Genomic DNA, 13,712 nt, shown 5'->3' with positions numbered 1-13,712 from the left:
GATCGCTGCCCGCTCGGTGAATTTTGTGATGGCCTTCAGCAAGCTGGGACTGGTGCCGGATTCTGGCGGCACCTGGCTACTGCCGCGCCTGACGGGTCGCGCCCGGGCGATGGGCCTGGCCCTGCTGGGCGAGAAAATCAGCGCCGAGCAGGCGCAGGCCTGGGGGATGATCTGGCAGGTGGTGGATGACGGCGAGCTGGCCGCCACCGCCCAGCAGCTGGCGGTGCATCTGGCCGCGCAGCCGACCTTTGGCCTGGGGTTGATTAAGCAGGCGATCAACGCCGCCGAAACCAATACCCTGGATGCCCAGCTGGATCTGGAGCGCGATTACCAGCGCCTGGCAGGACGCAGCGCCGATTATCGCGAAGGCGTCAGCGCATTCCTCAACAAGCGCGCGCCGCAGTTTACGGGGAAATAAGATGACCACTATTCATACCGTCGCGGTGATTGGCAGCGGCATCATGGGGGCCGGCATTGCCGAAGTGGCCGCCAGCCACGGTCACCCGGTGCTGATTTACGATATCAATGCCGACGCCATCTCCCGCGCCATCGACGGGATCCGCACCCGCCTGCAATCCCGCGTGACGCGCGGCAAGCTCGGCGCCAGCGCCTGCGAGCAGACATTACAGCGTTTGATCCCGGTGACCGACATCCATTCGCTGGCAGCGGCTGATCTGGTGATTGAAGCTGCCTCTGAACGCATGGAGATCAAAAAGGCGCTGTTCGCCGAACTGGCGGCGATTTGCCCGGAAAAAACACTTCTGACCAGCAATACCTCATCGATCTCGATTACCGCGATTGCCGCCGATCTGCGCCACCCTGAGCGCGTGGCCGGGCTGCACTTCTTTAACCCGGCCCCGGTGATGAAGCTGGTGGAAGTGGTGAGCGGGCTGGCGACCTCCGACGAGGTGGTGGAACAGCTCTGCGAACTGGCGGTGAACTGGGGTAAACAGCCGGTGCGCTGCCAGTCCACGCCGGGCTTTATCGTTAACCGCGTGGCGCGTCCGTACTACGCCGAAGCCTGGCGCGCGCTGGAGGAGCAGGTGGCTGCCCCACAGGTGATTGACGCTGCGCTGCGCGAAGGGGCGGGCTTCCCGATGGGGCCGCTGGAGTTAACCGACATGATCGGCCAGGACGTTAATTTCGCTGTTACCTGCTCGGTGTTTAACGCCTTCTGGCAGGAGCGCCGTTTCCTGCCGTCGCTGGTGCAGCAGGAGCTGGTGCTGGCGGGACGTCTTGGTAAGAAGAGCGGCCAGGGCGTTTACAACTGGCACAGCGACAAACCGACCGCGGGCTGGCTGGCGTCGGTGAGCGAGTCCTACTGTGCCCTGCACGTGGCGAAAAGAAGTGACGGTGTCACCGAACTGGACGATCTGCTGCTGATTGAAACTCAGGGCGAAACGGCCCAGGCGCTGGCAACCCGTCTCGGGCATCCGGTGGTGGTGGTCGATCGTCAGGAAGGCGATGTGGCGATTATTGCCGCCGCTGCCAGCAACCCGACGTCCGCGACCCGAAAAGCGGTGCATCACCTGCAGCAGCAGGGGAAGCGGGTTCTGCAGGTGGCCGATTATCCGGGTCTGCTTATCTGGCGTACCCTGGCGATGATTGTTAATGAGGCCCTCGACGCCCTGCAAAAAGGGGTCGCCAGCGAACAGGATATCGATACCGCCATGCGTCTGGGCGTGAACTATCCGCGCGGCCCGCTGGCCTGGGGCGAGCAGCTCGGCTGGCAACGGCTGCTGTGCCTTCTGGAAAACCTGCAACGCCACTACGGCGAAGAACGTTACCGCCCGTGTTCCCTGCTGCGCCAGCGCGCGCTTCTGGAGAGTAGCTATGAGTCATAACGCCTGGCGCAACGCCCGCGCCATGTACGAAAACGATGCCTGCGCCCAGGCCTATGGCATCGACATTATCGAGATGGATGATGGCGTAGCGGTTCTGACCATGACCGTGACCCCGCAGATGCTTAACGGTCACAAAAGCTGCCACGGCGGCCAGCTATTTACCCTGGCCGATACCGCCTTTGCCTACGCCTGCAACAGCCAGGGGCTGGCGGCGGTAGCCTCGGGCTGCACCATTGATTTTGTTCGCCCGGCGTTTGCCCACGACAAGCTGACCGCCACCGCGCAGGTTCGCCATCAGGGAAAACTGACCGGCGTGTACGACATTGAAATTGTTAATCAACAGCAAAAAACCGTTGCCCTGTTCCGTGGGAAATCCCACCGCATCGGCGGCACGATTACAGGAGAAGCATGATGCGTGACGCCTTTATTTGTGACGGGATCCGTACCCCTATCGGTCGCTACGGCGGCGCATTATCCGGTGTCCGCGCGGATGACCTGGGCGCGATCCCGCTGCGCGAGCTGCTGATGCGTAACCCGGGACTCGACGCGGAACGCATTGATGATGTGATCTTTGGCTGCGCTAACCAGGCAGGGGAAGACAACCGCAACGTGGCGCGCATGTCGCTGCTGCTGGCCGGGCTGCCGCAGACCGTTTCCGGCACCACCCTGAACCGTCTCTGCGGCTCCGGTCTGGATGCGCTGGGCTTTGCCGCCCGGGCCATTCGTGCCGGTGATGCGGACCTGATGATTGCCGGGGGCGTGGAGTCCATGTCCCGCGCGCCGTTCGTGATGGGCAAAGCCACCAGCGCCTTCCAGCGCCAGAATGAAATTTTCGATACCACCATCGGCTGGCGTTTTGTGAACCCGCTCATGGCGCAGCAATTTGGTTCTGACAGCATGCCGGAAACGGCAGAGAATGTAGCGGAATTGTTACGTATTTCCCGCGAAGACCAGGACGCCTTCGCCTGGCGCAGCCAGCAGCGTACTGCGCAGGCCCAGGCCAACGGTATTCTGGCGCAGGAGATCGTGCCGGTGATCATCAAAGGTAAAAAAGGTGCGGTAACAGAAGTGTTACATGACGAGCACCTGCGTCCTGAGACCACCCTCGAGATGCTGGCCGGGCTGAAAGCCCCGTTCCGCGCAGGCGGTGTGGTTACCGCAGGCAACGCCTCTGGCGTCAACGACGGTGCTGCGGCGCTGATCGTCGCCAGTGAGAAGATGGCGGCGGCGCAGGGGTTAACCCCTCGCACCCGCATCGTGGCAATGGCCACCGCCGGGGTTGAGCCGCGTCTGATGGGCCTTGGCCCGGTACCGGCCACCCGCCGTGTGCTGGAGCGTGCCGGCCTGAGCATCAACGATATGGACGTGATTGAACTGAATGAAGCGTTTGCGTCGCAGGCGCTGGGCGTCCTGCGTGAGCTGGGGCTCCCGGACGATGCCCCGCATGTTAACCCCAACGGTGGCGCGATTGCATTGGGCCATCCGCTGGGGATGAGTGGAGCCCGACTGGCGCTGGCCGCCAGCCACGAGCTGCATCGTCGTAAAGGGCGCTACGCGCTTTGCACGATGTGCATCGGTGTTGGTCAGGGTATTGCCCTGATCCTTGAGCGTGTCTGAGCAATTATAAAAAGTGAGTACCCTACGATGACAACGACAACAACGACAAAGCTTGACCCGATCGAAACCGCCTCCATGGATGAACTGCGCGCTCTGCAAACAACGCGCATGAAATGGACCTTAGAACACGCGTACAACAACGTGCCGATGTACAAACGCAAGTTCGATGCGGCGGGCGTCCATCCTGATGATTTCAAAGAGTTAGCGGATATCCGCAAATTCCCGTGCACCACCAAACAGGATCTGCGTGATAACTACCCGTTTGATACCTTCGCCGTGCCGATGGAGCAGGTGGTGCGCATACACGCCTCGTCCGGCACCACCGGCAAACCAACCGTGGTTGGCTACACCCAGAACGACATTGATACCTGGGCGAACATTGTGGCTCGCTCACTGCGTGCCGCAGGCGGCAGCGCGAAAGACAAAATCCACGTCGCCTACGGCTACGGGCTGTTCACCGGCGGGCTGGGCGCGCACTACGGTGCCGAACGTTTAGGCGCCACTGTGATCCCAATGTCTGGCGGCCAGACCGAGAAACAGGCCCAGCTGATCCGTGATTTCCAGCCGGATATGATCATGGTCACGCCGTCCTACTGCCTCAACCTGATCGAAGAGCTTGAGCGCCAGATGGGTGGCGATGCCAGTAAATGCTCCCTGCGTGTCGGCGTGTTTGGCGCCGAGCCGTGGACGCTGGCGATGCGCCGCGAAATTGAAAAACGCCTGGGCATTACCGCCCTGGATATCTATGGTCTGTCGGAAGTGATGGGGCCAGGGGTGGCGATGGAGTGCATCGAAACCGCCGACGGCCCGACCATCTGGGAAGATCACTTCTACCCGGAGATCGTCAATCCAAACGACGGTACGCCGCTGGAAGATGGCGAGCAGGGCGAACTGCTGTTCACCACCCTGACCAAAGAAGCGCTGCCGGTGATCCGCTATCGCACTCGCGACCTGACGCGTCTGTTGCCTGGAACGGCACGCACCATGCGCCGGATGGATCGTATCAGCGGGCGCAGCGACGACATGCTGATCATCCGCGGCGTAAATGTCTTCCCGTCACAGCTGGAAGAGGAGATCGTCAAATTTGAGCATCTGTCGCCGCACTACCAGCTGGAGGTGAATCGTCGGGGCCATCTTGATTCGCTTTCGGTGAAAGTCGAACTGAAAGAGAGCAGCCTGACGTTGAACCACGAACAGCGCTGCCACGTCTGCCATGAGCTGCGCCACCGCATCAAATCGATGGTTGGGATCTCCACTGACGTGACGATCGTCAACTGCGGCAGTATCCCGCGCTCTGAAGGCAAAGCCTGCCGGGTGTTCGACCTGCGTAAGGTCGCCGCCAACGGCTAACGCCTTGCTGTCGCCCTCTCCATATTAGGGGAGGGCTGCGGCCTGGGGGCTATGCTATGATTCATCCGATACAATAATCACAACAGAATGAATCACATGAGTAAACTCGACGCCTTTATTCAGCAAGCGGTTAGCTCCGTTCCCATCAGCGGTACCTCTTTAATCGCCTCCCTGTATGGCGACGCTTTGTCCCATCGCGGCGGCGAAGTCTGGCTGGGAAGCCTGGCGGCACTGCTGGAAGGGATGGGATTTGGCGAGCGCTTTGTGCGCACCGCGTTGTTTCGTCTTAACAAGGAAGGCTGGCTGGATGTTTCGCGCATCGGCAGGCGCAGTTTTTATCGTCTGAGCGACAAAGGACTCCGCTTAACCCGTCGCGCCGAGGCGAAAATTTATCGCGCAGAACTACCGGCCTGGGACGGAAAATGGCTGCTGTTGCTCTCTGAAGGGATGGACAAAACCACCCTTGCGGAGGTGAAAAAGCAGCTCATCTGGCAGGGTTTTGGCACGCTGGCACCCAGCCTGATGGCCTCACCTTCGCAGCAGCTGGCGGATGTACAGGCGCTGCTGCACGAAGCGGGCGTGGCCGAAAACGTGATCTGCTTTGAGGCTCACTCGCCGCTGGCGCTCTCCCGCGCCGCGCTGCGTTCCCGGGTGGAAGAGTGCTGGCAACTCAGCGAACAGAACGTGATGTATGAATCCTTTATCGACTCGTTCCGCCCGCTGCTGCCGCTGCTGCGGGAGGCCGCAGCGGATGAACTGACCCCGGAACGCTGCTTCCAGATCCAGCTGCTGCTGATCCATTTTTATCGTCGGGTGGTGCTCAAGGATCCGCTGTTACCGGAGGAGTTACTCCCACCGCACTGGGCGGGCCAGACGGCCCGCCAGTTGTGTATCAACATTTATCAACGCGTCGCGCCGGGTGCGCTGGCGTTTGTCAGTGAAAAAGGGGAAACCACGGTCGGCGAACTACCGTCGCCGGGCTCTTCTTACTGGCAACGCTTTGGTGGCCTGACGCTCGCGTAAAGGAGGTTATGTGCCTGTATATCAAATCGACGGCATGACGCCGGTGGTCCCGGAAGAGAGCTATGTCCATCCGACAGCGGTACTGATTGGGGATGTGATCCTGGGCAAGGGCGTGTACGTGGGGCCGAATGCCAGCCTGCGCGGTGACTTTGGCCGCATCCTGGTGCAGGACGGGGCCAATATCCAGGATAACTGCATCATGCACGGCTTCCCGGAGCAGGATACGGTGGTGGAAGAAGAGGGGCATATTGGTCACGGCGCTATTCTGCATGGTTGCATCATCCGCCGTAACGCGCTGGTGGGGATGAATGCGGTGGTGATGGATGGGGCAGTGATCGGTGAAAACAGCATCGTGGGCGCGGCGGCCTTTGTGAAAGCCAAAGCTGAGATGCCCGCGAACCATTTGATCATCGGCAGCCCGGCCAAAGCGATCCGGGTGCTGAGCGAGCAGGAACTGGCGTGGAAGCAGCAAGGCACGCGGGAGTATCAAACCCTGGTCGAGCGCTGCAAACAGACCATGCACCAGGTCGAACCGCTGCGTGCGGTAGAGCCGGATCGCAAACGACTGGTTTTTGACGACAATTTACGGCCTAAATCGTCTCGCTGAACGAAAAAAGGGCGGCCAAAACCAGATCGGGATCACGTAATTATCTGATTTAATGATATTAAACAATAAAATATAAATGTTGGTGATTACAGGGTTGACACTGCGTCTATAATGAGTAGATTAGAACTCAGCACCACAGTGAAATAAAGGTTTAACGGTGCGGTAATATAGCAGTAACGAGATGCGATAATGGCCACGAAGTATTGTAGTTTGGGTCCTGGTAATCAGTAAAAAACCAGTGTGAACACGCTTTCAGGCCATGCAGTAAATATGTACAATCGCATAATGGGGAAGTAAACGCGATGATGTAAGGTCTTGTTTCAAAGAGTAATATTCGCGATTTGGGTACGATTCAGTATGCAGTTGAGAATATCGCGAAGTATTAAGGCCACGCATCAAGAGTATATATCGCGAGGGTGATGTACACGACAGGATAAATGTTATTTCAATCACTTATCAGGAGGTAGCGTTAACTGGCTTCAACGGTAATCCTGTGAGAATACGTACATCTTAGAAGTTGTAGTGTGTAATTAAGTTGATGAATGTTAAATATTAATTTGGTAGAACCTTAAAAGCCCCGGCAATCAATTGCTGGGGCTTTTCCATTTTGTGGCTTCTGCCAGACGCCCATTCACTGCGCCGCCAGTGCGTAAAAGAACGCCGGATTGGCCTGGATAGCCGCCAGCACTTTTGCCGCCAGACCCGTAGGGTTACGCCTTCTGGACTCCCAGCTTTTGATGGTGTCGACGCTGGTGCCCAGCGCTTTTGCCATCTCAACCTGCGAAACGTTAAGCTGCTCGCGAATCGCTTTCACATCGGCAATCTCATAGCGGTTAACGCGTGCCGGGGCTTTAACCCCGTTTTTGATTTCGACTGCTTCTTCCAGGGACGTTTTGAGTTCGTCAAAAAAATTCATATCACACCTCATTTTTTAATAATGTGGTCAGTTTTTTCAGTTGCGCCTTTTCCGCATCGGTCAGGCTGTCTTTCGTTTTTTTCGGGTAAGCCATTACCAGCCAGATAATCTCGTTCGTTGCCAGAAAGTAGAGCGCTCTGGCACTACCGCTTTTCCCTTGAGAGCCCGTCGCCATTCTGATTTTTCGCAACCCGCCCGTATTTTGGATGACATCGCCTTTGTCCGGAAAGGCGATAAGTTCTTTTTGCAAAGCCCTAAGCTCATCATCTGAGGCGATCTGTTGTATCTGCCGGGTAAACAGTGTGGTTTCGATAAATTCTATCGCATGACACATTTCATACTCTCCTTGAGAGAGTACTATGTACACCTCACGGTGTACATAGTACTTATCCAGTTTATTTTGCCGTCAGTTCTCTTCAGGCGGTTTCACCGGCAGGCATTGTATGAAGTGCACCGTTAATATGCTGAAAAGCGTGACGATTCTACGAGGTATCGCGTAAATAACAGGCGGAGTGCGGGGGATAAAAAAACTCCCACCGGGCGGTGGGAGTGGGAAATCTTATGCAGCCACCAGGCTGTCGATCGCGGCTTTCGCGTCAGTCTGCGCTTTGGTCGCCACTTCCGGACCGTAAGCAATCCCTTCGGCAAACACGAAGTTCACGTCGGTGATGCCGATAAAGCCCAGGAACACGGACAGGTACGGGGCAATCAGGTCGGTTGGGGTATCTTTGTGGATACCGCCACGGCTTGACAGCACGATAGCGCGCTTACCGGTCACCAGACCTTCCGGACCTTTCTCGGTGTAGCGGAAAGTCACGCCAGCACGTGCAATCAGGTCGAAATAGTTTTTCAGCTGCGTTGGGATGTTGAAGTTGTACATCGGGGCGTTGATCACGATAACGTCGTGCGCCTGCAGCTCGGCAATCAGCTCATCGGACAGCGCCAGCGCTTCCTGCTGACGTGGGGTCAGTGGCGCATCGCTCGGACGCAGAGCACCAACCAGTTCACCGTCCAGTACCGGGATTGGCTGAGTCGCCAGATCGCGGACGGTGATTTCATCTGCGCTGTGCTGTTCGCGCCACTGTTCAACGAAATAATCGGACAGCTGACCAGACTGAGAGTACCCTGCCAGAATACTGGATTTCAGAACTAATACTTTGCTCATGGGTGATTCCTTTTTTGTATTTGATAAGGGGGATTGCCCCGTTGCTTGTTGACACTCTATTCACAATCCTGTTGCAGGGATAGCGCAATATATCGAAGTCTATGTTCGAATTTTTTGAATAAGGCGCAAAAACCGCCGATGTGGTAGTCTATATCAATCATTAAAAAGAGAATTTATCCGGCAGTGCACTGCCCGTTAACGCTATGACAGAACAACAAAAACTCACCTTCCCGATGCTCATGCAACAGCTGGATTCACTGATGCTGCGTGATAAACAGCGGTTTGCCCGCCGTCTGCACGGCGTGAAGAAGGTTAAAAATCCTGATGCACAACAGGCTATTTATCAGGAGATGGCCAACGAGATCGAACAAGCTGCCGGTAAAGTCGTGCTGCGCGAGGCGTCGCGCCCGACGATTACCTATCCGGAAAACCTGCCCGTCAGTCAGAAGAAACAGGAAATTCTCGAAGCCGTGCGCGATCACCAGGTGGTGATTGTGGCGGGGGAGACCGGTTCAGGTAAAACCACCCAGCTGCCAAAAATCTGCATGGAGCTGGGGCGCGGGATCAAAGGTCTGATCGGTCACACCCAGCCGCGTCGTCTGGCAGCGCGCACGGTGGCGAACCGTATTGCCGAAGAGCTGCAAACCGAGCCGGGCGGCTGTATCGGCTATAAAGTGCGTTTCAGCGATCACGTCAGCGACAACACCATGGTGAAGCTGATGACCGACGGCATCCTGCTGGCGGAGATCCAGCAGGACCGGATGTTGATGCAGTACGACACCATCATCATCGATGAAGCGCACGAGCGCAGTCTGAACATCGACTTCCTGCTGGGTTACCTGCGGGAGCTGCTGCCGCGTCGTCCGGATCTGAAAATCATCATCACCTCGGCGACTATCGATCCGGAACGTTTTTCGCGCCACTTTAACAATGCGCCGATTATCGAAGTCTCCGGGCGTACTTATCCGGTGGACGTGCGCTACCGCCCGATTGTCGAAGACGCGGACGATACCGAGCGCGATCAGCTGCAGGCCATTTTTGATGCCGTGGATGAGCTGGGCAACGAAAGTCCGGGCGATATCCTGATCTTTATGAGCGGTGAGCGCGAGATCCGCGACACCGCCGATGCGCTCAGCAAGCGCGACCTGCGCCATACGGAAATTCTGCCCCTGTATGCGCGCCTGTCGAACAGCGAACAGAACCGCGTCTTCCAGGCGCACAGCGGACGCCGCATCGTGCTGGCGACCAACGTAGCGGAAACCTCGCTCACCGTGCCGGGCATTAAGTACGTGATTGACCCGGGCACGGCGCGTATCAGCCGTTACAGCTACCGCACCAAAGTGCAGCGTCTGCCGATTGAGCCGGTTTCCCAGGCCTCGGCTAACCAGCGTAAAGGCCGCTGCGGTCGTGTATCGGAAGGGATCTGTATTCGTCTCTATTCGGAAGACGATTTCCTGTCACGCCCGGAGTTTACCGACCCGGAGATCCTGCGTACTAACCTGGCCTCGGTGATTTTGCAGATGACCGCCCTGGGGCTGGGCGATATCGCTGCCTTCCCGTTTGTTGAAGCGCCGGATAAGCGCAATATCCAGGACGGCGTGCGCCTGCTGGAAGAGCTGGGCGCGATTACTACCGACGAGCAGGCCACCGTCTACAAGCTGACGCCGATGGGCCGTCAGCTCAGCCAGCTACCGGTGGATCCGCGTCTGGCACGCATGGTGCTGGAGGCGCAGAAACACGGCTGCGTGCGCGAGGCGATGATCATCACCTCGGCGCTCTCTATCCAGGATCCGCGCGAGCGGCCGATGGACAAGCAGCAGGCTTCAGATGAAAAACATCGTCGCTTCCACGACAAAGAGTCTGACTTCCTCGCCTTTGTGAACCTGTGGAACTACCTCGGTGAGCAGCAGAAAGCGCTGTCGTCGAACGCATTCCGTCGCCAGTGCAAGCTGGATTTCCTGAACTACCTGCGCGTGCGCGAGTGGCAGGACATCTACACCCAGCTGCGCCAGGTGGTGAAAGAGCTGGGCATTCCGGTGAACAGCGAACCGGCGGAGTACCGCGAAATTCATATTTCGATGCTGACCGGTTTGCTGTCGCATATCGGGATGAAAGATACCGATAAGCAGGAATTTACCGGCGCGCGCAACGCCCGTTTCTCGATCTTCCCCGGCTCCGGCTTATTCAAAAAACCGCCGAAGTGGACGATGGTCGCCGAGCTGGTGGAAACCAGCCGCCTGTGGGGGCGTATTGCCGCGCGCATCGACCCGGAATGGGTGGAGCCGGTGGCGCAGCATCTGCTGAAACGCTCGTACAGTGAGCCGCACTGGGAGCGGGCGCAGGGCGCGGTAATGGCCACCGAAAAGGTCACCGTTTACGGCCTGCCGGTGGTAGCCGCGCGTAAGGTCAACTACAGCCAGATCGATCCGGCCCTGTCGCGGGAGCTGTTTATCCGCCACGCGCTGGTGGAGGGTGACTGGCAGACCCGCCACGCCTTCTTCCGCGATAACCTGAAGCTGCGCAATGAAGTGGAAGAGCTGGAGCACAAGTCCCGCCGCCGCGACATTCTGGTCGATGACGACACCCTGTTTGAGTTTTACGACCAGCGCATCAGCCACGACGTGGTCTCTGCCCGGCACTTCGACAGCTGGTGGAAGACGGTCAGCCGCGACACGCCGGATCTGCTCAACTTTGAAAAGAGTATGCTGATCAAAGAGGGCGCAGAGCAGGTTAGCAAGCTGGACTATCCGAACTTCTGGCATCAGGGCAACTTCAAGCTGCGCCTGACCTACCAGTTTGAACCAGGCACCGATGCCGACGGCGTGACCGTTCACATCCCGCTGCCGCTGCTCAATCAGGTGGAAGAGAGCGGCTTTGAGTGGCAAATCCCCGGCCTGCGCCGGGAGCTGATTATTGCCCTGATTAAATCGCTGCCCAAACCGGTGCGCCGCAACTTTGTCCCTGCGCCGAACTACGCCGAAGCGTTCCTCGGACGCGCCACGCCGCTGGAGCTGCCGCTGCTGGATTCGCTCGAACGTGAGCTGCGCCGGATGACCGGCGTCACCATCGACCGGGACGACTGGCACTGGGATCAGGTGCCCGATCACCTGAAAATCAGCTTCCGCGTGCTGGACGACAAGAACAAAAAGCTGCTGGAAGGCCGCTCCCTGACCGAACTGAAAGATGCCCTGAAAGGCAAAGTGCAGGAGACGTTATCTGCGGTTGCCGACGACGGTATCGAACAGAGCGGGCTGCATATCTGGAGCTTTGGTCAACTGCCGGAAAGCTACGAACAGAAGCGCGGCAACTACAAGGTGAAAGCCTGGCCGGCGCTGGTGGATGAACGCGACAGCGTGGCAATTAAGCTGTTTGACAATCCGCAGGAACAGCAGCAGGCGATGTGGCGTGGGCTGCGCCGCTTACTGCTGCTGAACATTCCGTCACCAATCAAGTATCTGCACGAAAAACTGCCGAACAAGGCCAAGCTTGGGCTGTACTTTAACCCGTACGGCAAAGTGTTGGATCTGATTGACGACTGCATCTCCTGCGGTGTGGATCAGCTGATCAACGCGGCGGGTGGCCCGGTGTGGACCGAAGAGGGCTTTGCGACACTGCACGAAAAAGTGCGCGCCGAACTCAACGACACCGTGGTCACCATCGCGAAGCAGGTCGAGCAGATCCTCACCGCCGTGTTCAATATCAACAAACGCCTGAAAGGGCGCGTGGATATGACCATGGCGCTGGGGCTGTCGGACGTGAAGTCGCAGATGGCCGGGCTGGTGTATCGCGGGTTTGTCACCGGCAACGGCTACAAACGCCTTGGCGACACGCTGCGCTACCTGCAGGCGATTGAAAAACGTCTGGAGAAGATGGCAGTTGATCCGCATCGCGACCGGGCGCAAATGCTGAAGGTCGAGAGCGTGCAGCAGCGCTGGCAGCAGTGGCTGAACAAACTGCCGCCTGCACGCCGGGATGACGACGACGTGCAGGAGATCCGCTGGATGATTGAAGAGCTGCGGGTCAGCTTCTTCGCCCAACAGCTGGGGACCCCGTATCCGATCTCCGACAAGCGCATTTTGCAGGCGATGGAGCAGATCTCGGCCTAGGTAAATGCACGGCGGCGTCCTCTCCTCGTTGGGGAGAGGACAGAAACTGTCTACCGGAGTGTGGGCACTCCTGTAGCGCCACCGGGCATCTTTTCAGACCAACCGCCGCCCAGCGCCTTATACAGATCGATCTGCGCCAGCAGCAGGTTATTTTTCGCCTGTACGACGCTGGTCTGCACCGAGAACAGCGTGCGCTGGGCGTCCAGCACGTCCAGATACGATGAATAGCCGTTGCGATAGCGGTTCTGCGCGATCCGCAGCGTCTCCTGCGCCACCTCCTGCTGGGCCACCAGCTCGGTCAACTGTTCGCCAAAGCGGGCGATGGCATCGAGGCTGTCGTTCACCTCTTTAAAGGCATTGCGCACGGTTTGTTCATAGCGATACATAGCCTGATTGCGCTGCGACTGGGCGATATCCACCTGCGCATTCAGCGCCTGACGGTTGAGCAGCGGGGTCAGAATGCTGCCGCCGACACTCCATAATTCCAGCGGATTATCCAGCAGGCCGGGCAGGGTGCGGTCCTGCAACGATCCGGTTGCGGTCAGGTTGATCGAAGGCAGCAGGCTGGCGCGCGAAGCCGCCAGCGTTGCATCGGTTGCGATAAGCTGGCGTTCCGCCTGCACAATATCCGGGCGGCGATTGAGTAACGACGACGGTAGCTGGGACGGAATACGCAGCGGCGTCAGGACGTCAAAATCCGCGCTGCGGGCGATGGCCCCCGGATTACCGCCCAGCAGCAGGCTAAGCGCGTTCTCCTGGCGGGCAATCTGATTCTGCACCTGCGGGATCTGCGCCCGGGTCGAGCGCAGTTCGGAGTCGGATTGCATTAGCTCGAGTCGCGAGCTGTAGCCGGTTTCATACTGACGTTTTGCCAGCGTAAATGCCTCTTCGCGGGCTTTGAGGGTCGATTGCGTCACCCGGAGCTGTTCGTCCAGCGCCAGCAGCGTGACGTAGCCCGAGGCCACCGATGCGGCCACCGTCAGATCGGCGGCTGCCGCCGCTGCCTGCTGCGCCTCGAGCGAGGCCTGCGCGGCATCGGCGGTACGGCGGTTTACACCCCAGATATCCACGTCATAGCTGGCGG

Annotated in this window: 12 protein-coding genes; 8 read left to right on the top strand and 4 right to left on the bottom strand. The window is 58.5% G+C overall.

Going from position 1 to position 13,712, the window contains the following annotated elements:
• From ACRDD5_RS11480 to paaY, 7 genes are all read left to right on the top strand, one after another.
• Positions 1–418: enoyl-CoA hydratase-related protein (locus ACRDD5_RS11480; protein ID WP_438676818.1), on the top strand; the 418-nt coding region annotated here is incomplete at its 5' end.
• A gap of 1 nt (position 419) precedes the next feature.
• On the top strand, positions 420–1,844 hold the full coding sequence (gene paaH / locus ACRDD5_RS11475; RefSeq protein ID WP_438676817.1) for a 3-hydroxyacyl-CoA dehydrogenase PaaH: 1,425 nt from the start codon (positions 420–422) through the stop codon (positions 1,842–1,844).
• The gene (paaI, locus tag ACRDD5_RS11470; protein WP_271284255.1) at positions 1,834–2,256 is read left to right on the top strand and encodes a hydroxyphenylacetyl-CoA thioesterase PaaI; all 423 of its coding nucleotides are present in this window, start codon (positions 1,834–1,836) and stop codon (positions 2,254–2,256) included. Before paaH ends, paaI begins: the two co-directional genes overlap by 11 nt.
• The gene (gene pcaF / locus ACRDD5_RS11465; protein ID WP_438676819.1) at positions 2,256–3,461 is read left to right on the top strand and encodes a 3-oxoadipyl-CoA thiolase; all 1,206 of its coding nucleotides are present in this window, start codon (positions 2,256–2,258) and stop codon (positions 3,459–3,461) included. Before paaI ends, pcaF begins: the two co-directional genes overlap by 1 nt.
• A 27-nt stretch (positions 3,462–3,488) precedes the next feature.
• A complete protein-coding gene (gene paaK / locus ACRDD5_RS11460) occupies positions 3,489–4,811 on the top strand; it encodes a phenylacetate--CoA ligase PaaK (RefSeq protein WP_271284256.1) in 1,323 nt (440 codons plus the stop codon).
• An 87-nt stretch (positions 4,812–4,898) separates the two neighbouring features.
• The gene (paaX, locus tag ACRDD5_RS11455; RefSeq protein ID WP_438676816.1) at positions 4,899–5,834 is read left to right on the top strand and encodes a phenylacetic acid degradation operon negative regulatory protein PaaX; all 936 of its coding nucleotides are present in this window, start codon (positions 4,899–4,901) and stop codon (positions 5,832–5,834) included.
• A gap of 10 nt (positions 5,835–5,844) precedes the next feature.
• Entirely contained in the window at positions 5,845–6,441 is a 597-nt protein-coding gene (gene paaY, locus ACRDD5_RS11450; protein ID WP_438676815.1) for a phenylacetic acid degradation protein PaaY, read from the top strand.
• A 631-nt stretch (positions 6,442–7,072) separates the two neighbouring features.
• On the opposite strand, the gene nadS is transcribed toward paaY, so the two are convergent.
• The 3 genes from nadS to azoR form a co-directional block, all read right to left on the bottom strand.
• A complete protein-coding gene (nadS, locus tag ACRDD5_RS11445) occupies positions 7,073–7,357 on the bottom strand; it encodes a NadS family protein (RefSeq protein WP_271284259.1) in 285 nt (94 codons plus the stop codon).
• Between the two features lies 1 nt (position 7,358).
• Complete coding sequence (locus ACRDD5_RS11440) at positions 7,359–7,691, bottom strand: type II toxin-antitoxin system RelE/ParE family toxin (RefSeq protein ID WP_438676814.1); 333 nt, start codon at positions 7,689–7,691, stop codon at positions 7,359–7,361.
• Between the two features lie 225 nt (positions 7,692–7,916).
• Positions 7,917–8,522 carry an FMN-dependent NADH-azoreductase gene (gene azoR, locus ACRDD5_RS11435; RefSeq protein ID WP_438676813.1) on the bottom strand — a complete coding sequence of 202 codons (606 nt, stop codon included), beginning with the start codon at positions 8,520–8,522 and terminating at the stop codon, positions 7,917–7,919.
• A 203-nt stretch (positions 8,523–8,725) separates the two neighbouring features.
• Between azoR and hrpA the strand changes: the two genes are divergently transcribed.
• Positions 8,726–12,628, top strand: a complete 3,903-nt coding sequence (gene hrpA, locus ACRDD5_RS11430; protein ID WP_438676812.1) for an ATP-dependent RNA helicase HrpA — start codon at positions 8,726–8,728, stop codon at positions 12,626–12,628.
• Positions 12,629–12,678: 50 nt separating this feature from the next.
• Here hrpA and ACRDD5_RS11425 read toward each other — a convergent pair.
• Positions 12,679–13,712 (bottom strand): efflux transporter outer membrane subunit (locus ACRDD5_RS11425; protein ID WP_438676811.1); only part of this gene is annotated, 1,034 nt, incomplete at its 5' end.

Source organism: Silvania sp. (assembly GCF_051656365.1).
In the GTDB taxonomy this organism is placed as follows: Bacteria; Pseudomonadota; Gammaproteobacteria; order Enterobacterales; family Enterobacteriaceae; genus Enterobacter; species Enterobacter hatchlandensis.
The sequence above is the reverse complement of the archived record's forward strand: the minus strand, read 5'-3'. Positions and strand labels throughout refer to the sequence as shown.

What these genes read in the sequence shown, in the direction of transcription:
- paaX (WP_438676816.1), top strand. Translation starts at nt 4,899, where the DNA reads ATGAATCACATGAGTAAACTCGACGCCTTTATTCAGCAAGCGGTTAGC.
- nadS (WP_271284259.1), bottom strand. Translation starts at nt 7,357, where the DNA reads ATGAATTTTTTTGACGAACTCAAAACGTCCCTGGAAGAAGCAGTCGAA.
- ACRDD5_RS11440 (WP_438676814.1), bottom strand. Translation starts at nt 7,691, where the DNA reads ATGTGTCATGCGATAGAATTTATCGAAACCACACTGTTTACCCGGCAG.
- paaI (WP_271284255.1), top strand. Translation starts at nt 1,834, where the DNA reads ATGAGTCATAACGCCTGGCGCAACGCCCGCGCCATGTACGAAAACGAT.
- paaK (WP_271284256.1), top strand. Translation starts at nt 3,489, where the DNA reads ATGACAACGACAACAACGACAAAGCTTGACCCGATCGAAACCGCCTCC.
- pcaF (WP_438676819.1), top strand. Translation starts at nt 2,256, where the DNA reads ATGCGTGACGCCTTTATTTGTGACGGGATCCGTACCCCTATCGGTCGC.
- azoR (WP_438676813.1), bottom strand. Translation starts at nt 8,522, where the DNA reads ATGAGCAAAGTATTAGTTCTGAAATCCAGTATTCTGGCAGGGTACTCT.
- paaH (WP_438676817.1), top strand. Translation starts at nt 420, where the DNA reads ATGACCACTATTCATACCGTCGCGGTGATTGGCAGCGGCATCATGGGG.
- hrpA (WP_438676812.1), top strand. Translation starts at nt 8,726, where the DNA reads ATGACAGAACAACAAAAACTCACCTTCCCGATGCTCATGCAACAGCTG.